General features: G+C 63.4%; 14 protein-coding genes. 8 read left to right on the top strand and 6 right to left on the bottom strand.

Features of this window, described 5'->3' with window-relative positions; translation table 11 throughout:
- Positions 1 to 151: 151 nt before the first annotated feature.
- The 5 genes from hslV (at position 152) to AC070A_RS14555 (ending at position 5,133) form a co-directional block, all read left to right on the top strand.
- Positions 152 to 709, top strand: coding sequence for an ATP-dependent protease subunit HslV (gene hslV, locus AC070A_RS14575; protein ID WP_057252069.1), 558 nt, complete (start codon positions 152 to 154; stop codon positions 707 to 709).
- On the top strand, positions 699 to 1,223 hold the full coding sequence (locus AC070A_RS14570; RefSeq protein ID WP_057252070.1) for a GNAT family N-acetyltransferase: 525 nt from the start codon (positions 699 to 701) through the stop codon (positions 1,221 to 1,223). Before hslV ends, AC070A_RS14570 begins: the two co-directional genes overlap by 11 nt.
- Positions 1,220 to 2,524, top strand: coding sequence for an ATP-dependent protease ATPase subunit HslU (gene hslU, locus AC070A_RS14565; protein ID WP_057252071.1), 1,305 nt, complete (start codon positions 1,220 to 1,222; stop codon positions 2,522 to 2,524). Before AC070A_RS14570 ends, hslU begins: the two co-directional genes overlap by 4 nt.
- A 195-nt stretch (positions 2,525 to 2,719) precedes the next feature.
- Positions 2,720 to 3,664 carry a DUF1402 family protein gene (locus AC070A_RS14560; protein WP_093233504.1) on the top strand — a complete coding sequence of 315 codons (945 nt, stop codon included), beginning with the start codon at positions 2,720 to 2,722 and terminating at the stop codon, positions 3,662 to 3,664.
- 74 nt (positions 3,665 to 3,738) lie between these two features.
- On the top strand, positions 3,739 to 5,133 hold the full coding sequence (locus AC070A_RS14555) for a cytochrome P450 (protein ID WP_057252073.1): 1,395 nt from the start codon (positions 3,739 to 3,741) through the stop codon (positions 5,131 to 5,133).
- On the opposite strand, the gene AC070A_RS14550 is transcribed toward AC070A_RS14555, so the two are convergent.
- On the bottom strand, positions 5,087 to 5,716 hold the full coding sequence (locus tag AC070A_RS14550) for a hypothetical protein (protein ID WP_143032928.1): 630 nt from the start codon (positions 5,714 to 5,716) through the stop codon (positions 5,087 to 5,089). The genes AC070A_RS14555 and AC070A_RS14550 overlap by 47 nt on opposite strands.
- 151 nt (positions 5,717 to 5,867) lie before the next feature.
- Between AC070A_RS14550 and AC070A_RS14545 the strand changes: the two genes are divergently transcribed.
- Positions 5,868 to 7,871: a hydantoinase/oxoprolinase N-terminal domain-containing protein gene (locus AC070A_RS14545; RefSeq protein ID WP_057252075.1), complete on the top strand. Its 2,004-nt coding sequence runs from the start codon at positions 5,868 to 5,870 to the stop codon at positions 7,869 to 7,871.
- Between the two features lie 205 nt (positions 7,872 to 8,076).
- Positions 8,077 to 10,266: a malate synthase G gene (locus AC070A_RS14540; RefSeq protein ID WP_057252076.1), complete on the top strand. Its 2,190-nt coding sequence runs from the start codon at positions 8,077 to 8,079 to the stop codon at positions 10,264 to 10,266.
- A gap of 99 nt (positions 10,267 to 10,365) precedes the next feature.
- On the opposite strand, the gene AC070A_RS14535 is transcribed toward AC070A_RS14540, so the two are convergent.
- Both AC070A_RS14535 and AC070A_RS14530 read right to left on the bottom strand, forming a co-directional pair.
- On the bottom strand, positions 10,366 to 12,300 hold the full coding sequence (locus tag AC070A_RS14535) for a HAMP domain-containing methyl-accepting chemotaxis protein (protein WP_057252077.1): 1,935 nt from the start codon (positions 12,298 to 12,300) through the stop codon (positions 10,366 to 10,368).
- A gap of 274 nt (positions 12,301 to 12,574) precedes the next feature.
- Positions 12,575 to 13,264, bottom strand: a complete 690-nt coding sequence (locus AC070A_RS14530; protein WP_057252078.1) for a L,D-transpeptidase — start codon at positions 13,262 to 13,264, stop codon at positions 12,575 to 12,577.
- Between the two features lie 184 nt (positions 13,265 to 13,448).
- On the opposite strand from AC070A_RS14530, the gene AC070A_RS14525 reads away from it, so the two are divergent.
- A complete protein-coding gene (locus AC070A_RS14525) occupies positions 13,449 to 13,982 on the top strand; it encodes an MmcB family DNA repair protein (protein ID WP_057252079.1) in 534 nt (177 codons plus the stop codon).
- Between the two features lie 5 nt (positions 13,983 to 13,987).
- Here the strand turns inward: AC070A_RS14525 and AC070A_RS14520 are convergent, their stop codons facing one another.
- The 3 genes from AC070A_RS14520 to hrpB form a co-directional block, all read right to left on the bottom strand.
- Positions 13,988 to 14,572: an ActR/PrrA/RegA family redox response regulator transcription factor gene (locus tag AC070A_RS14520; RefSeq protein ID WP_057252080.1), complete on the bottom strand. Its 585-nt coding sequence runs from the start codon at positions 14,570 to 14,572 to the stop codon at positions 13,988 to 13,990.
- 80 nt (positions 14,573 to 14,652) lie between these two features.
- On the bottom strand, positions 14,653 to 15,960 hold the full coding sequence (locus AC070A_RS14515) for an ActS/PrrB/RegB family redox-sensitive histidine kinase (RefSeq protein ID WP_058327459.1): 1,308 nt from the start codon (positions 15,958 to 15,960) through the stop codon (positions 14,653 to 14,655).
- Positions 15,961 to 15,994: 34 nt separating this feature from the next.
- Positions 15,995 to 18,454, bottom strand: a complete 2,460-nt coding sequence (gene hrpB, locus AC070A_RS14510) for an ATP-dependent helicase HrpB (protein WP_113737282.1) — start codon at positions 18,452 to 18,454, stop codon at positions 15,995 to 15,997.
- Positions 18,455 to 19,020: the final 566 nt, after the last annotated feature.

The following is a 19,020-nucleotide window of genomic DNA, read 5'->3' as shown; positions in this document are numbered from 1 at the left end:
CGGGCCCTGAACGAAGATTGCACCCTCGGGCGGTTGCCATTTGCAAATGTGTCTGCCGTACTTACATAGGCCTCAAGCAACCAGGCTCGTGTCACGAGCCGCAACGCCCCAAGTAAACGCCCCCAAGTATCAGGGGCCGACAGGTATCTTCATGAGTGAACACAATCCCTACGGAACGATGCATGCGACGACCATCATCACGGTACGCAAGGATGGCAAGGTGGTGATGGCCGGCGACGGCCAGGTGAGCCTCGGCCAGACCGTGATGAAGAGCAATGCGCGCAAGGTGCGGCGTCTCGCGAAGGGCGACGTGATCGCCGGCTTTGCCGGCGCGACCGCCGACGCCTTCACGCTGCTCGAAAGGCTCGAGGCCAAGCTTGAACAGTACCCCGACCAGCTGATGCGCGCGGCGGTCGAACTTGCCAAGGACTGGCGCACCAACAAGTATCTGCGCAATCTCGAAGCGATGATGCTGGTCGCCGACAAGTCGATAACCCTGGCGATCACCGGCAATGGCGACGTACTTGAGCCGGAACACGGCACCATCGCCATCGGCTCCGGCGGCAACTACGCCTTTGCCGCAGCGCGCGCCCTGATGGACAGCGACAAGTCGGCCGAGGATATCGCCCGGCGGGCGCTGCAGATCGCCGGGGACATCTGCGTCTATACCAACCACAATATCGTGGTGGAGACGTTGGATGCCGAATGAGCCCAAGCATGTCAGCTTCGCGCCGGTGGTTGATGACCATCTGCCGCTGCTGCATGCCTGGCTGAGTGAACCGCATGTGCGGCAATGGTGGGGCGATCCGGACAAGGAAGTGGAACTGATCCGCGAAGGCTGCGCGACCGGAGAGGTGGAGGGCTTCATCTTCCACGTGGCCGGCGAGCCGGCTGGCTACATCCAGTCCTGGATGCCTTTTCAGTACCCGGACGAGGAGCCCTGGGCGAAGGATCTGCCGGCCGATGTGCCCGGTATCGATATCTTCGTCGGCCCTGCGGAATTGACGGGCAGGGGTGTCGCCTCGCTGGCGCTGCGAGCTTTTGCCGAACGGCTCTTTGCCGCCGGCGCGCCCCGAATCGTGATCGACCCTGATGCGGGCAACCGCCGGGCGGTCAGCGCCTACACCAAGGCCGGCTTCGTGCCCTACGCAGAATGGATAGATGTATCTGGTCGCACGCTCCTGATGGAACTGACGCGGACCGAATTTGAGAGGACTACATGAGTACGTTTTCACCCAGAGAGATCGTGTCGGAACTCGACCGTTTCATCATCGGCCAGAACGACGCTAAACGCGCCGTCGCCATTGCGCTACGCAACCGTTGGCGCCGCCAGCAGCTCGGCGACGAGCTGCGCGATGAGGTCATGCCGAAGAACATCCTGATGATCGGCCCGACCGGTGTCGGCAAGACCGAGATTTCCAGGCGTCTGGCCAAGCTCGCCGGCGCGCCCTTCGTCAAGGTTGAGGCGACCAAGTTCACCGAGGTCGGCTATGTCGGCCGCGACGTCGAGCAGATCATCCGTGACCTCGTCGAGGTCGGGATCGGCCTCGTGCGCGAAAAACGCCGCGCCGAAGTCAAGGCCAAGGCGCACCAGAACGCCGAAGAGCGCGTGCTCGATGCACTGGTCGGCGCCACGGCCTCGCCGGCGACGCGCGATTCGTTCCGCAAGAAGCTGCGCGCCAACGAACTCGACGACAAGGAGATCGAGGTCGACCTCGCCGAGACCGGTGCGCCGGGTGGTTTCGAAATTCCGGGCATGCCGGGCGCCAATATCGGTGTGCTCAACCTTTCGGAAATGTTCGGCAAGGCGATGGGTGCCCGCACCAAGAAGGTCAAGACGACGGTCAAGGCCTCCTATGAGCTGCTCATCAACGACGAGTCGGACAAACTGCTCGACAACGAGCAGATCCAGCGCGAGGCAATGCGCGCGGCCGAAGACGACGGCATCGTCTTTCTCGACGAGATCGACAAGATCGCCTCGCGTGAGGGCGGCATGGGCGCCGGCGTGTCGCGCGAAGGCGTGCAGCGCGACCTGTTGCCGCTCGTTGAAGGCACGACGGTTGCGACGAAGTATGGACCGGTCAAGACCGACCACATCCTGTTCATCGCTTCCGGCGCCTTCCATGTGGCAAAGCCCTCGGACCTGCTTCCGGAATTGCAGGGCCGTCTGCCGATCCGCGTTGAGCTCCGTGCGCTCACCAAGGAAGATTTCCGCCGGATCCTGACGGAAACCGAAGCGAGCCTCATCCGCCAGTACAAGGCGCTCTTGGACACGGAAGAGGTGAAGCTCGACTTCACCGACGACGCGATCGATGCGCTCGCCGATGTCGCGGTGCAGCTGAATGCCAGTGTCGAGAACATCGGCGCCCGCCGCCTGCAGACGGTGATGGAGCGCGTACTGGACGAGATCTCGTTCAATGCGCCCGACAGCGCCGGACAGGCGGTGACGATCGACGCGGAGTATGTGCGCAAGCATGTCGGCGATCTCGCTGCCAACACCGATCTGTCGCGCTACATCCTGTGACATTTCGGTCGTCGAGGCGCGCAAACGCCCGCAACCCAGAATAGACCGGGCGCCTGTCTCTCGACAGGCGCCCGCATTTTTTCTAACACGGACACGGAAATTGATCGTGGCCCGGGCATCTTTCCGACATGATCTTGGCGTAAGAGCCGCCCCGCCGACCGAGGCAGCCTCCACCAGTCACAGGAAGAAGAGATCGTGCGTTTTACCGCCTGCATGCTCGCTATCGCCACGTTTTGCCTGACCGCAAGCCAGACAATCGCGGCGACCGCCGTTCCGCCGGGCAACCGCAACGTCGAGCAGCCCGGTATCCCCGGCGCTTCCGTGCGCCGAACCAAGGCCGGCCGCACCTCCTTCGATGCCAAGTTCGAGAAAGTCCGGGATCTGCTGGCGACCGACAAACAGCTGATCAGCAAGATCAAGTCCGTGTCGCGCGCCTATGGCATCGCGCCGATCCACATGGTCGGCGCCATCGTCGGCGAGCATACCTACAATGTCGACGCCTATGACCGGCTGCAGTCCTATTACGTCAAGGCGGCCGCTTACGCCGGCAACAGCTTCCAGTTCGGCTATGATGGCGAAACGGTCGCCGAGTTCGTCGCCCGGCCGCAATTTTCCGAATGCGGTGCCAAGAAGGGTGCCTATGCGCTCTGGAGCTGCCGCGAGCGGGTCTGGGACAACGACTTCCGCGGCAAGTCGGTTGGCGGCAAGTCCTTCCCGAACAACCGCTTCAGCGCCGTTTTCTTCCAGCCGTTCTTTGCCGGCCAGACCTTCGGCCTCGGCCAGATCAACCCGCTGACGGCGCTGATGCTGACCGACATCGTCGCAAAGACGTCGGGCTACGACCGCCTCGATGAAAACAACGCCGCTGGCGTCTATGAGGCGATCATGGATCCGGATGTGTCGCTCGCCTATATGGCGGCCTCGATCCGCCATTCGATCGACGCCTACAAGTCGATCGCCGGCCTCGACATTTCCGACAATCCCGGCATCACGGCGACGCTCTACAATGTCGGCAATCCGGACGGCCGCGCAGCTGCCCTTGCCGCCAAGATCCAGAGCGGACAAGCGCAATGGCCGGAGGAGAATTATTACGGCTGGCTCGTCAACGACAAGCTTTCGGAGCTTGAAAGCCTGTTGTGATTCACGTGAAGCACTTTCCTTGATTGCGCCGTAAAAACCTGAAATCATTGGCGCAATCGAGAAAGGCAATCACCATGGACATGCGTCCGGAGCCCTTCGAACCGCCGGCTCCCGTTCCTCGAGTGGGCATCCCTTCCTACCTGCAGATCATCAGGACGGTCTTACGCAATCCGCTCGAACTGTGGGGCGAGCCATCCTACACCTTGCCCTGGATCGAGACGAAGTTCGTCACCCAGCGCACTTTGATCGTCAACGATCCCGGTCTCATCCGTCACATCCTCGTCGACAATGTCGGCAACTACGAAATGTCGAAGGTTCGCCGGCTGATCCTCAGGCCGATCCTGCGCGACGGCTTGCTGACGGCCGAAGGCGAGGTCTGGAAGCGCTCGCGGAAAGCCATGGCGCCGGTGTTCACACCGCGCCACGCCAAGGGTTTCGCAGGCCAGATGTTGCGAAGCTCGGAAGCATTCGTCGAGCGCTATGCCGGCGCCAAGACAGCTCCGTTCACGACCAACATCGCCAACGACATGACGGAACTCACCTTCGACATTCTTGCCGAAACGCTGTTTTCCGGTGAGGTGGCGGTGGAGCGGGAAGGGTTTGTCCAGAGCGTCGAGGAACTCCTGCACCGCATGGGCCGCGTCGATCCCATGGACATTCTGCTCGCGCCGGAATGGATACCGCGCCCAACCCGGATCGGCGGCAAGAAGGTGATGAACCGGTTCCGCTCGATCGTGTCCGAGACCATGGCGATCCGGCGGCGCAAGATGGCGGCGGATCCCGAGGGCACGCCCAAGGATTTCCTGACCCTGCTTTTGGAGATCGAGGGCAGTCAGGGCCTTTCGACTGCGGAGATCGAGGATAACATCCTGACCTTCATCGGTGCCGGGCACGAGACAACCGCCCGGGCGCTCGCCTGGACGCTCTATTGCATCGCCAACACGCCGGCCTATCGCGAGACGATGGAGGCCGAGATCGATGCCGCGATCGCAAGCGGTGCCGATCCGGTCGAATGGCTCGGCCTGATGCCGCATGTCCTTGCCGCCTTCGAGGAGGCGATGCGGCTCTATCCGCCGGCGCCGTCGATCAACCGGGCCGCGATCGAAGAGGACGAGTGGACTTCCCCCACCGGAAAGCGGGTACGCATCCCCAAGGGCATCGCGGTGCTGATCATGCCGTGGACGCTGCACCGCCACGTTCTTTACTGGGATAAGCCCCGCGCGTTCATGCCCGAGCGTTTCCTGCCGGAGAACCGCGAGAAGCTGCATCGTTACCAATATTTGCCCTTCGGCGCCGGCCCGCGCGTCTGCATCGGCGCCACTTTCGCGCTACAGGAAGCCGTGATCGCGCTCGCCGTGATGATGCATCGCTACCGTTTCGATCTGACCGAGGAGACAAATCCCTGGCCGGTGCAGCGCCTCACTACTCAACCGCGGGGCGGGTTGCCGATGAAGGTGTCGGTTCGCTGAAGGTCTTGCCGGGGATCGGCGACTGTACCGAGCGCACCGGCGAGTCGGCCGGCTTCGGCTGCTGCAGTATCTTCGACGGTTTCTTGATCGTCTTGATCTGGGCGCAGGTGGCGTCGCCGACATTGTCGCACGGTTTGTAGACGACAATCTCGCTTCCGGCACCATCGTCCCACACCGCCTGGATCGTCAGCGTCTTCGCGGTGTCGGCCGGCAGCGAGATATAGACATACTCGGCCGTCTCATCGGCCGGCAGGTTGAACGGGATCTGCGGATTGCACTTCGCCAGCGGAAAGCGCTGATCGAGCGTGTCCGAATTGATCGAATATCGAATTTCCGATAGCCGGCAATGCATCGTCTGCAATGCGGTGAAGTAGATCAGTTGCCGGTCGTCATAGTCGCGAAACTGCACCCAGCCGGTCTGCTTGTTGGCGTCGAGCATCGCCTTGTAGATCGCGACATCCGGAAGTTGCGGCTTGTACTCTTCTTCCTCCGCGTCCTGTGCTTGGGCCAGGTTCAGCGGAAACCAGATGAAAGCGGCAAACGGGAGCCAGACGAAAATAGACGGACGGCGGCCTTCGAGCATGCGCAGGTGTCCCCATCTTTTGACCCGTGTCGCCCAGTTGATCATCTATGTCTGCGGCACGATGGTTTTCTCTTGAAATATGTCATATCACCGCATCGATCCCCATTGAACCCGGGGCCTTGCGCCCCGCGCGAATTCCGGACTGCGCGAATTGACCTCTCATTTTCTTCTCGGCATCGACACCGGCGGCACCTATACCGACGCCGCTCTCTTCTCGGAAACGCAAGGGGTGGTCGCCAAAGCCAAGGCGCTGACGACCCGCCACGACCTCGCAGTCGGTATTTCCGGCGCGGTCGAAGCGGTGCTCGATCAGGCGAAAGTGCCGGTTTCTGCAATCAGCATGGTCTCGCTGTCGACGACGCTTGCGACCAATGCGCTCGTCGAAGGGCAGGGCGGCCGCGCCGGTCTTGTCATGATCGGCTTTGGCCCCGACGATCTGAAGCGCGATGGTCTCTTGGAGGCGCTGGGCTCCGATCCGGTGATCTTCCTGCCGGGCGGCCACAATGTGCACGGCGGCGAAACCCCACTCGACATGAGCGAGCTCGATGCCACGCTGCCGGCGCTTGCCGGCCAGGTCTCCTCCTTCGCCATTGCCGGCTACTTCGCCGTTCGGAATCCGGATCATGAAAAGCGCGTCCGCGACCGCATTCGCGAAGTCTCGCATCTGCCGGTGACCTGCAGCCATGAACTGTCCTCGAAGCTCGGCGGCCCGCGCCGTGCCTTGACGACCCTGCTCAACGCCCGGCTGGTGTCGATGATCGACCGGCTGATCGGCTCCTGTGAAGGCTTCCTGAAGGCGCGCGGCATCGACGTGCCGATGATGGTGGTGCGCGGCGACGGAGCCTTGATCTCGGCGGAGGAGGCGCGGCTGCGCCCGATCGAGACGATCCTCTCCGGTCCGGCCGCAAGCCTTGTCGGCGCGCGGCATCTGACCGGCCTCGACAATGCGGTGGTCTCCGACATCGGCGGCACCACGACCGATGTCGCGGTACTCGAGGGCGGGCGTCCGCGGCTCGATGCCGAAGGCGCCGTTGTCGGCGGCTTCCGCACCATGGTCGAGGCGGTGGCGATGCGGACCTACGGCCTGGGCGGCGATTCGGAAGTGCGCATCAACGACCGCGGCTTGAAGGCGAAGATCGATCTCGGCCCGCGCCGGCTGATGCCGCTCAGCCTCGCGGCCGCCCTGCATGGCGACGCCGTCATCTCGGTGCTCGAAAAGCAGATGCGCGCCCAGCATACCGGGCGCAACAATGGCCGGTTTGCGGTCCGCACCGGCCTGCCGGATCATCTTGCCAGCGGCCTGCAACCGCAGGAGCAGGCGCTCTATGAGCGCATCGGTGCGGTTCCGCTGGCGTTGGAGACCCTGTTGGTCTCGACCCCGCAGAAGGCGACGCTCGATCGGCTGGTGGGGCGCGGGCTCGTGCATATCTGTGGCCTGACGCCGTCGGACGCCATGCATGTGCTCGGCCGGCAATCGCAATGGAACCTTGAAGCGGCTCAGCTCGGCATTCAGCTTGCAGCGCGCACCCGCGACGGCTCCGGTCAGCCAATCGCTTCCTCCCCGGAAGCCATGGCGCAGATGATCGTCGACCGGCTGACGCGGCAATCCTCGGAGGTCATCCTGCAGGCCTGTCTCGGCGAGGATGGTGCCGGTGCCATCGATCCAGCCGTTTCGCAGGCCGTCGACCGGGCGCTCACGCGCACGCCGGGCATCGTCCGCTTCTCGCTTGGTCTCGACCGTCCGCTCGTCGGCCTCGGCGCTTCGGCGCCGGTTTATTACCCTGATATCGCCGAGATGCTCGGAACGGATGCCGCCATTCCCGAAGAGGCCGGCGTCGCCAATGCCGTTGGCGCCGTGGTCGGCCAGGTCAGCGCTACGGTCACGGTTTTCGTGACGATGCCGGAGGAAGGCATCTTCGTCGTCAACGGTGCCGGGGCCAGCGAACGGTTTCTCGACCAGGAACAGGCTTTCGGCGCCGCCCGGCGGCGAGCCGAAGCCGTGGCGCTGGAAACGGCGCGCACCAATGGAGCGGACGATCCCGCTTCGATGCTGCGCGAGGAAATCGATGCGCCGGAAGTCGAGGGCAGCCGCAAGCTGATCGAGGCCCGGTTCATCGCGTCCGCCAGCGGACGTCCGCGCATTGCCCACGACTGATCTTTTCCATTTCGGAAACAATTCTTCGCATCCTTGCAGAATTGACAGGGAATGAATTGGTGAGAAACTGCGGCCGTTTCACGCGCGCGTTGCGCATGGGCTGGTCCGCGATCGGCTACAGGCGCAAGATCAACATGTTGGGGCGTTCTCATCGCATCCGTCCGGATCGGTGACGCTCCTTACGTCTATTTCAAGGAGTTGGCAGATGGACCGCATTGAGAAGTTTGGGTTGAAGATAGATGCGGGTCTCCATCGCTTCCTGGTGGAAGAGGCGATGCCGGGCACCGGCATCGATGCAGAACATTTCTTCGAGCAGCTTTCCGCCCTCGTGCACGATCTGGCGCCGAAGAACCGGGCGCTGCTCGCCAAGCGCGACGAGCTGCAGGCCAAACTCGACGCCTGGTACAGGCAGAACGGCGCCCCCAGCGACATCGAGACCTACCAGGCCTTTCTCCGCGATATCGGCTACCTGCTGTCGGAAGGTGGCGACTTCAGCGTTTCGACCGCCAATGTTGATCCGGAAATCGCGACGATCGCCGGTCCGCAGCTCGTCGTCCCGGTCATGAATGCGCGCTATGCGCTCAACGCTGCCAATGCGCGCTGGGGCTCGCTCTATGACGCGCTCTACGGCACGGATGCGATTTCGGACGCCGATGGCGCCGAGAAGGGCCGCGGTTACAATCCAAAGCGCGGCGCCAAGGTCATCGCCTGGGCACGCGACTTCCTCGATGCCAGCGCCCCGCTGGCGAAGGGTAACTGGGCCGACGTCACCTCGCTCAAGGTTGCGGGTGGCGCGCTGGAGATTGGCCTTAAGGACGGCTCGAACACGACGCTGCGCAACGCCGCTCAATTCGCCGGCTATTCCGGCGCCGAAGGCACGCGGTCGGAGATCGTTCTCCGGCACAATAATCTGCATGCGATCGTCGTCCTCGACGCCTCCACGCCGATCGGCAAGGAGGACCCGGCCGGTATCTCGGACGTCATCCTCGAATCGGCGATCACCACGATCATGGATTGCGAAGATTCGGTCGCGGCCGTCGATGCCGAAGACAAGGTCGTCGTCTACGGCAACTGGCTCGGCCTGATGAAGGGCGACCTCGAAGAAGAAGTCGCCAAGGGCGGCAAGACCTTCACCCGCCGCCTCAATGCCGACCGCACCTATCAGGCCGCTTCAGGCGGCACGCTGTCGCTCCCCGGCCGGTCGCTGATGCTGGTCCGCAATGTCGGACACCTCATGACGAATCCGGCTATCCTCGACCGCGACGGCAAGGAAGTGCCCGAGGGTATCATGGACGCCATGGTCACCGCGCTGATTGCCCTGCACGATATCGGCAACGGCGGCCGCCGCATGAACTCCCGCGAGGGATCGATGTATGTCGTCAAGCCGAAGATGCACGGACCGGAAGAAGTCGCCTTTGCCTGCGAGATCTTCACGCGCGTCGAAAAGGCGCTCGGCATGCCAGCCAACACCATGAAGATGGGCATCATGGACGAGGAGCGCCGCACCACGGTCAACCTCAAGGAATGCATCCGCGCTGCCCGCGAGCGCGTCGTCTTCATCAACACCGGCTTCCTCGATCGCACCGGCGACGAGATCCATACCTCGATGGAAGCCGGCCCGATGATCCGCAAGGGCGACATGAAGCAGGCCGCCTGGATCGGCGCGTACGAAAACTGGAACGTCGATATCGGCCTCGAGTGCGGCCTTTCCGGCCACGCCCAGATCGGCAAGGGCATGTGGGCCATGCCCGATCTGATGGCAGCGATGCTCGAGCAGAAGATCGCCCACCCGAAGGCCGGCGCCAACACCGCCTGGGTTCCGTCGCCGACGGCCGCGACGTTGCATGCGACGCATTACCACCGCGTCAATGTCGCCGAGGTCCAGGCAAGCCTGAAGAGCCGCACCCGCGCCAAGCTCTCCGACATTCTGTCGGTGCCGGTTGCGGTCCGGCCGAACTGGACGCCGGAGGAGATCCAGCGCGAACTCGACAACAACGCTCAAGGGATCCTGGGCTACGTCGTGCGCTGGGTCGACCAGGGCGTCGGCTGCTCGAAGGTGCCCGACATCAACAATGTCGGCCTGATGGAAGACCGCGCGACGCTGCGCATCTCCGCCCAGCACATGGCCAACTGGCTGCACCACGGCGTCGTCACCGAAGCCCAGGTCGTCGACACGATGAAGCGCATGGCCGCCGTCGTCGACGGACAGAACGCCGACGATCCGCTCTATGTCGCGATCGCCGGCAATTTCGACGGCTCGATCGCCTTCCAGGCGGCCCTCGACCTGGTTCTCAAGGGTCGCGAGCAGCCGAACGGCTACACCGAGCCAGTCCTCCACCGCCGTCGGCTGGAGCTGAAGGCGCTGAACGCCGCCCGATTCATCCCTGACGTCTGAATATTGGTGCAGGGCCGTGTGTTCGTCTGAACGCACGGCTCTGTTTTTTCAAGCGCGGTCCCAGCCTCCATGCGCCCGCCAGTCGTCTCCGCCGGTGGCCTAAAATTCGGCCCAGCCGTCTGTGGCGAGTGCGGCGTTGCCCTGTGTTGCATAGACGGCTGGTCGCCGGGCTGCCTGGGCAACAGTCCGCCCCTGGTCGCGGACTGCGGTTGCAGCGGCTGCCGGGGCAGGAGGCCTCGATCCGCCCTTTGCCTGCGTCTCGCCGGCGAGGATGAAGCGTCCGATCAGGTTACGCAGGTTGGTACCTTCCTGCGCCAGGGTGGCGGAGGCGGCATTGGCTTCCTCGACCATCGCCGCGTTCCTCTGCGTCACCTGATCCATTTGGTTGACGGCCGTGTTGACCTCGCTCAAGCCCACGGACTGTTCCCGGGCGGACGTGGCGATCGCAGCCATATGTTCGTTGATGGTGATTACATGCGCCTCGATCGTTTGCAGCGCTTCGCCGGTGTCGCGCACCAGGCGCACGCCGTTTTCGACCTCCTGGCTCGATGTGCGGATGAGATCCTTGATTTCCTTCGCGGCCTTGGCCGAGCGCTGGGCAAGTTCGCGCACTTCCTGGGCGACCACGGCAAAGCCTTTGCCCGCTTCGCCGGCCCGCGCCGCCTCGACGCCGGCGTTCAGCGCCAGGAGGTTCGTCTGGAAGGCGATCTCGTCGATGACGCCGATGATGCTGGATATCTGGCTGGAGGATTCTTCGATCCGCCGCATCGCCTCGACGGCATTGGCGACGACGACGGCCGACTGGGCCGCGCTGGTCTTCGCCTCGCCGGCGACGTCGCGCGCCTCCTCCGTCCGTCTCGAAGAGTTGCTGACATTGGCGGTGATCTGGTCGAGCGCGGCGGCTGTCTCCTCGAGCGCCGCGGCCTGCTGTTCGGTCCGCTTGGAGAGATCGTCGGCGCTCTGGCTGATCTCGCGCGTGCCCATGCCGATGTTGCCGGCGCTGTCGGCGACAGCCAGCAGCGCGTCGTTCAACTGTCCGGCGGCCTTGTTGAGGTCATGCCGCAGCTGTTCGAACTCGGCGGCGAAGGGCTCGTGCAGCCGAACGGCGAGATCGCCATTGGCAAGCCGCTGCAGCCCGGCGGCAAGACCGGCGGTCGCTTGCGTCAGCCGCTGCTGTGCGTCCTGTTCCGCCTGTCTCTGCACGCGAACGCGCTCGGCCTCGCCGGTGCGGCGAGTCTCCTCGGCCTCCGCCTGCAGCCGCAGATTCGATCGCGCGGCCTCCCGGAAGGACTGGATGGCACGGGCCATGTCGGCGATCTCGTCCTTGCCGTTTACCGGCTCGTCGGCATCTTCGACGTGGCCGTCGATCAGCCGGCGCATGGCGGCGATCTGGCGCCCGAGCGGTCCGACGACGCCGCGCAGCACCACAAGGAAGGTGCCGCCGGCAAGCGCCATGACGAGAACGATGATGGCAATGCTGAGCGTCTGCACCGTTTCGAACTCGCGATGCTTGGCTTCAAAGGCCGTGCCGGAAAGTTCGACCTGCAGGTCCGAGATCTCGGAGATCGTCGCCGTCAGCGGATCGATTGTCGCATAGAGCTTGTCGCGCACGAAGGCATCGAGTGCCTTCTCGTCCTTGGCTGAGAGAATTTGCGTCAGCGCCATGATCGAATCCATCGCAACGACCATCTGGCTCCGCGCATTGTCGACGAGCCGTCGTTCCTCATCGGTCATCGAGGTTGCCGCATAGGCATCCCAGTTGGTCTTGATCGTCTCTCGCGCGGCATTGACCGAGGCAAGCCCGCTCTCCATCGTTTCGTTGCCGTTGCGGACCTTGTGTGCAGCATCGACGATCGAGACTGCAAAGGCATCGGAAGTCGCCTTGAGGTTCTTTAGCGGCACGATGCGATCGGCATAGACCGCATCCATCATGTCGCCGGTTTCCGACAGCGTGCTCTGACTGTAAATGGCGATGCCGATGGCTATGGATGACAGAAGCGCAATCGCGCCGATAAGCTTGGTCTTGATCAGCATGCCAGTCCCTCCCGAGCGGAATTTCTGGGCACACTCTTTCGTTTGTTTAGATAACGCTTACTTAATAAGCGGCTGAATTTAAGTCGAATTTGAACTTTTCCGCGTCACGCAGCCGGTTTTCGCGACCCTGATTTGAGGGTGTTTTCGAACGGCAACTGTGCGTGGTTGAAGCGCTCCGTTGCAGCATCGCATCACCGGCAAATGGTGGTTGAGTAACGACGTAAAAAAAGCCGCCGACTGGTGTCGGCGGCTTCGGATGGCTGATGCAGCCCGGTTACTGCTGGACGACGACGCGGGCGTTCTTGCCGGGGCGAACGCGCGAATAGAGATCGATGATGTCCTGGTTGATCAGGCGGATGCAGCCGGACGAAGCGGCGGTGCCGATCGACGACCATTCCGGCGTACCGTGCAGGCGGAACAGCGTGTCCTTGCCCTGGTCGTTGAAGAGATAGAGTGCGCGGGCGCCGAGCGGGTTCTTGAGGCCGGGACCCATGCCTTCCTCGACATACTTGGCGACTTCCGGCTTGCGCTCGGCCATTTCCTTCGGCGGATGCCACATCGGCCATTCCTGCTTCCAGGCAATGTAGGCTTCGCCTTCCCATGCAAAGCCGGCCTTGCCGACGCCGATGCCGTAACGAACGGCCTTGCCGCCGGGCAGCACGTAATAGAGGAAACGATTCGGCGTGTTGACGACGATCGTTCCAGGGCGCTCGCTGGTGGTGTAGTCGACGATCTGGCGATGGAACCGGGTATCGACCTTGTTGATCGGAATGGCGGGCAGCGCGTAACCGTGATCCTCAACTGCGCCATAATCGCCGTTGAAAATCTGATTCGTAGCGACCGTTTGCGCTACGGGAGCGGGTTCGTTCGCAGCCGTTTCGGGCTTGGACGATGTCGTCGAGCAGCCGGCAACAGCGAGTGTCGCCGCGAGGCCGCACAAGAGGAAGGCATTGCGGAAGCGCATGGGAGTCTCTTAAAAAAGAAGCGAAGTAAAAACTGGGTCGCCGCGACCGTCAGTGACTACGGTTATTTTCGATTAGTCTGTGCTATGCAAGAGATTGCGCGGCTACAAATTGGCTGGAAAGTGCAAATTCCATGACCCTTGTTTTTTTGCAACAAAATGACCGGCCCAAAGGGACACCGGGCGCATGACCATCCTCTCCATCCATGACGACAACCCGCTGATCGACGGCCGACAGTCGAATCGCGCGATGATGGTGCGTCGCGGCGTGCAGCGGCTTTTCGCTGAACTGCGCCATTCCGTCCTGCCTGAACTGACGCTGGCGAGCGGGAGGCGCGCCGACCTGATCTCGCTGTCGGTCAAGGGCGAAATCTGGATTGTCGAGATCAAGACCTCGATCGAGGACTTTCGCGTCGACCGCAAATGGCCGGATTACCGGCAGCATTGCGACCGGCTGTTCTTCGCAACCCATGCCGGCGTGCCGCTCGATATCTTCCCCGAGGAATGCGGCTTGCTGCTTTCGGATGGTTATGAAGGGCACATCGTTCGCGAGGCGCCCGAACACAAACTGCCGCCGGCGACGCGCAAATCGGTCTTGCAGCTCTTTGCCCGCACGGCGGCGCAGCGCCTGATGCTTGCGGAGTGGGCAGCCGAGCGCAACGGCGAACTCGGCGATCAGATCGGCGACATCCTCACGGGCAACCGCGACAGCGGCGGCTGACGCCGTTACTTCGGCGCGCGCTTTGCAAGAATGCGTTGCAGCGTCCGGCGATGCATGTTGAGGCGGCGCGCCGTTTCCGAAACATTGCGCTCGCACATCTCATAGACACGCTGGATGTGTTCCCAGCGAACCCGATCGGCCGACATCGGGTTTTCCGGCGGCTCGACGCGCTCGCCCTGGCGCTGAACGAGCGCCGCAAAGATGTCGTCTGCATCGGCCGGCTTGGCAAGATAGTCGACGGCGCCGAGCTTCACGGCGTTTACGGCGGTGGCAATATTGCCGTAGCCGGTCAGCATGATCATGCGCGTGTCATCGCGCCGTCCGCGGATCGCCTCGATCACGTCGAGACCGCTGCCATCACCGAGCCGAAGGTCGATGACGGCATATTTCGGCGGGTTGCCCTTGGCCTTGGCAATGCCTTCAGCCACTGATTCGGCAATGTCGACTGAAAAGCCGCGGGCTTCCATGGCGCGGGCAAGGCGCCTGAGGAAGGGTGCGTCGTCGTCGACGAGCAGCAGGGTGCGGTCCGGTCCGATCAGTTCGGCGTCCTGTGCGGGTGTGCTGGGCGAAGCTGTCGATTTGTCGGTCATTCTGGAATCCTTGAGCGAAAACCTGCGCTTTCGCCGAGATTATAGGTTTCTTCTGGTCTCGTTCAATAAACTGCGAAATGTCATTTCGCCAGTTTCGTATCCATCAGGGCGCGCGGCCATTCGACGCTGACCCGGGCGCCTGGCCTGTCGGGTCCGCCATTTTCGAAGCGCAGGCGCGCGCCCGAACGTTCAAGCAGGGTCTTGGCGATGAAGAGGCCGAGCCCGAGGCCACCGGCGCTGTCGTCCTTCTGCCGCCGCGTCACATAGGGCTCGCCGATGCGCTGCAGGATATCCGGGGCGAAGCCGTCGCCATCGTCCTCGATCGTCACTTTCACGCGGTCCGCGGTGTGCTCGACCGTCACGGCAACTTCCTTCTTGGCATAGTCGACAGCATTTTCGAGCAGGTTGCCGAGCCCATAAAGGATGCCGGCATTGCGGTTGCCGACCGGCTCGGTGGCGCGGTCACCTTTCTCGACGAGATTGATGTGGATGCCGAACTCGCGGTGCGGCGCCATCACCTCTTCGATCAGCGACGACAGCGGCAGCATCCGCATGTGCTCCTCGCTTTCGGAGGAGAGCGTCGTCAGCCGCTTCAGGATATCGCGGCAGCGTTCGCTCTGGCTGCGCAGCAGATGCACGTCCTCGCCGAAGCGTGGATCGTTACCAAGCTCGCGCTCCATCTCCTTGGCGACGACACTGATGGTCGCCAGCGGCGTGCCGAGTTCGTGAGCGGCCGCTGCCGCCAGTCCATCGAGTTGCGACAGGTGCTTTTCCCGCTGCAGCACGAGTTCTGTCGCCGTCAGAGCCTCCGACAGTTCGCTCGCTTCCAGGGAGACGCGGTAGGTGTAGAAGGCGGCAAAGGCGGTCATCGAGACGATCGCAAACCAGATGCCGGCGGTCAAAACCCGCGGCATCAGGAGAACCGTGCCCGGATACCAGGGCAGTGGAAAAGGCGAGAAGGCAAGTGCTGTGATCGCGATCACCGCAAGGCCGGCAAGGATGATGCTGTGCGATTTCGGCTGCGATGCCGAAGAGATGATGACGGGGACGCAGAGAAGCGGTGCGAAGGGATTGGTAAGTCCGCCGGTGATGAACAAGAGCCCGGTGATCTGCGCGAGATCGAGGCCAAGCAGCGCGAAAGCGGCCGGCGGCTGCAGCCGGTGGGTCGGCGGATAGCGCAGCGTCACATAGGAGTTGACCAGCGCCAGGCTCGCGATCAGCACCAGGCAGGAAATCAGCGGCAGCGGAAACTGCAGCCAGAAGGCGGTGGTGAGGACGGCGATCGACTGGCCGCCGACGGCAAGCCAGCGCAGCCGGACGAGCGTCTGCAGGCGCAGGCTGCGGTTACTGGTCTGGTCGTTGTTGTGTTCGAGCGCAACTGTGGTCATTCGTGCCTGCATTCCAGTCATCGGAGGTTTCGTCTCATGTACCACGCGGCTTTGCCCGTGTCGTCGGCGCCGCATCGGCCGGATCTTCGGGCCAAGGGTGTTTCGGGTAGCGTCCGCGCATGTCCGCCCGCACATCCCGCCACGAGCCCGCCCAGAAACCGGGCAGGTCCCGCGTCGTCTGGATCGGGCGATGGCCCGGCGAGATCAGTTCTAGCAGCAGCGGCAGGCGGCCGTCGCCGATCGCCGGGTGGATCTTCAGGCCGAAGAGCTCCTGCACGCGGATCGACAGAAGCGGCTCGTCGCCGTCGTAGTGAATTGGGTGCCTTTGCCCGGTCGGCGCCTCGAAATGCGTCGGGGCGAGTCTGCCGAGTTCCCGTTGCCGCTCGTGCGGAATGAGGGAGAGCAGGCCGTCCGAGAGGTTGGACGCCTTGATGTCGGCAATGGCTGTGACGCCATGCTGGAAAGGCACGAACCAGTCGTCGAGACGATCGAGCAGCGCCTGATCGGAGACATCCGGCCAGGGCTCGCCGATCGAGCGGTTGAGGAAGCCGATGCGGTCGCGCATCTGCATCGCCTCTTTCGAAAACGGCAAGACGGCGAGGCCGAGCTGGCGCACGCCGTCGGCAAGCGCGCGCGCGGCAGCTTCGCCGGTTGGCCTGGCAAGCGGCGCCTCCTCGAAGATGATCGCGCCGAGCCTGGTCACGCGGCGCGCGCGCACCTGCCGGCTTTGCCTGTCGAAGAAGCTCTGGTCTTCGCGGGTAATCGCTTCGGGCATATGCTCTTCGACCTCGGCCCGCGACAGTTCGGCGGCCGCCAGCACCCGCTGACCGCCGGCCCGTCCCGTGAGGTCAGCGATGACAAGCATCGGCGCGGCCGCAAGCCGCTCCGTCTCCGGGATCTCCGCGCCGCGTCCGTTCGCCATCACGAACCGGCCGCGGCCGCCGCGCTGAAGCGCGATGCGATCGGGGAAGGCATGCATCAGCAGCGCGCCCGGCTGGAACGGTTCGTTCGATTTCGGCGCGCCCTTCAGCTCCGCCGCCCTGCGGCGCGCCAGATTGCGCGAGGCCTCGGCGCGGTCGCCACGCTCCTGGCGGAAGCGGCGCAGCCGATCTTCGAGATCGATGCTGGTACCGCCGAGGCCCTGTTCGGTGAGCATGACCGCGAGCAGACACGCGGCTTCAGCCTGGCCCTCTTCGGCGGCGGCAACCGCCATTGCGGCGAGACGCGGCGGTAACGCCAGATCGCGGATCTTGCGACCTTTCGCCGTCAACGCGCCGGCTTGGTCGAGCGCGCCGAGCGATGCCAGTAATTTCCTGGCCTCGGTCAGCGTCGTTTCGGGCGGTGAGTCGATGAAGGCGAGGGTGGTTGGATCGCTGACGCCCCAGTGGGCACAGTCGAGCAGCAGGGCGGAAAGGTCGCTCGCAAGAATCTGCGGTGGCGTGAAGGCGGCAAGTGCTGCGGTCTGGCCGCTGTGCCAGAGGCGGATCGCGATGCCGGGTTCCGTCCGTCCCGCGCGGCCGGCGCGTTGATCGGCAGAGGCGCGCGAGACCCGCACCGTCTCCAGCCGGGTGATCCCGGTCGCGGCTTCAAAGACCGGCAGCCGCTGCAGGCCGCTGTCGACGATGATGCGCACGCCGTCGATGGTGATCGAGGTCTCGGCGATCGAGGTGGCAAGCACGATCTTGCGCGTGCCCTTGGGCGCCGGGCGGATCGCCGCATCCTGCTCCTTCTGGGTCAGGTTGCCGTAGAGCGGCACAATGGCCGTGTTTGCATCGAAGCGGTCCTGGAGCCGCGCGGCGACACGGGCGATCTCGGCCTGGCCGGGCAGGAAGGCGAGGACGGAGCCGTCTTCCGTGCGGTGCGCTTCAGCAATGGCGCGCACCATGGCATCCTCGACACTCTCCCCGCCGCGATCCTGGTAGCGGATGTCGATCGGATAGCTGCGGCCCTGGCTCTCTATGATAGGCGCGCCGCCGAGCAGGCCTGAGACCCGTTCGACATCGAGCGTCGCCGACATGACGATGATCTTGAGGTCGTCGCGCAGCGCCGCCTGTACGTCGACTGCCAGCGCGAGGCCGAAGTCCGCGTCAAGCGAACGCTCGTGGAATTCGTCGAACAGCACGGCCGCGACGCCCTTAAGTTCCGGGTCGTCGAGGATCATGCGAGCGAACACGCCTTCGGTCACGACTTCGATGCGCGTCCTGGCAGAGATGCGGTTGTCGAGACGCATGCGATAGCCGACGGTTTCGCCGACCTTCTCGCCGAGAAGCTCCGCCATGCGTCCGGCGGCAGCTCGTGCCGCCAGCCGCCGTGGTTCAAGCAGAATGATCTTGCCGCCCTTCGCCCAGTCCTGCTCGAGCAGGAAGAGCGGAACGAGCGTCGTCTTGCCGGCGCCGGGCGGAGCCGAGAGCACTGCCGACGGCCCTGCGGCGAGTGCGTGCGCCAATTGAGGCAGGACCTCGCGAACCGGCAGGGCAGGAAGATGTGTCGTCACGTCTGGGCCTCCGCCCCGTTTTCGATGTGGTGTGACGCTCTGCCGTCCGGATCGGGCGGAGCGTAGCGCACAAGAATGATCGATATACCGGCCATATGGTCATTGTGTCGGGCACGGCGAACATCACGCAAGTACGGTAAGAGGCCATGGAAGGGCAAGGCACCGCCCATTTGTGTGCTCTGCGAAGAGTAAGTTCGCATAGATCTGCGGCTGGAATCCAGGGCTGGCTGAGTGCTCGCTATATAGGGGAACGAGACGTCCTTCAGCTAAGGCAGCGCTCGCATCGTTCCGAGGCAAAACGACGATATTTGATGTCGTGAGCGATCCGGAAGGAATTTGACCGTTTGATCAAAGATTCGCGGTGCGATTCCGGAGGTTTTAGCTCCTCAAAATCGAGCGAGTTTATCAACAGTCGAAATAGTCATTTAGATTCAATGGCTTGTTCTTTTTTGAAGTTTTTTTGAAGATCGCTGTTGACGTGTTGGAGGATGGGGGTCTATAAGCCCGATCACTGACGAGGGCGGCGGCGCTGCTGGCGACGACGACCTTCGCTCTAGAGTTTCCCT

Source organism: Ensifer sp. GW101-20A05, assembly GCF_059424735.1.
The sequence above is the reverse complement of the archived record's forward strand: the minus strand, read 5'-3'. Positions and strand labels throughout refer to the sequence as shown.

Coding starts and splice junctions, on each gene's coding strand:
- AC070A_RS14570 (WP_057252070.1), top strand. CDS start 699: ATGCCGAATGAGCCCAAGCATGTCAGCTTCGCGCCGGTGGTTGATGAC.
- AC070A_RS14525 (WP_057252079.1), top strand. CDS start 13,449: ATGACCATCCTCTCCATCCATGACGACAACCCGCTGATCGACGGCCGA.
- AC070A_RS14535 (WP_057252077.1), bottom strand. CDS start 12,300: ATGCTGATCAAGACCAAGCTTATCGGCGCGATTGCGCTTCTGTCATCC.
- AC070A_RS14515 (WP_058327459.1), bottom strand. CDS start 15,960: ATGACCACAGTTGCGCTCGAACACAACAACGACCAGACCAGTAACCGC.
- AC070A_RS14555 (WP_057252073.1), top strand. CDS start 3,739: ATGGACATGCGTCCGGAGCCCTTCGAACCGCCGGCTCCCGTTCCTCGA.
- AC070A_RS14520 (WP_057252080.1), bottom strand. CDS start 14,572: ATGACCGACAAATCGACAGCTTCGCCCAGCACACCCGCACAGGACGCC.
- hslV (WP_057252069.1), top strand. CDS start 152: ATGAGTGAACACAATCCCTACGGAACGATGCATGCGACGACCATCATC.
- AC070A_RS14540 (WP_057252076.1), top strand. CDS start 8,077: ATGGACCGCATTGAGAAGTTTGGGTTGAAGATAGATGCGGGTCTCCAT.
- AC070A_RS14550 (WP_143032928.1), bottom strand. CDS start 5,716: ATGCTCGAAGGCCGCCGTCCGTCTATTTTCGTCTGGCTCCCGTTTGCC.
- AC070A_RS14530 (WP_057252078.1), bottom strand. CDS start 13,264: ATGCGCTTCCGCAATGCCTTCCTCTTGTGCGGCCTCGCGGCGACACTC.
- hslU (WP_057252071.1), top strand. CDS start 1,220: ATGAGTACGTTTTCACCCAGAGAGATCGTGTCGGAACTCGACCGTTTC.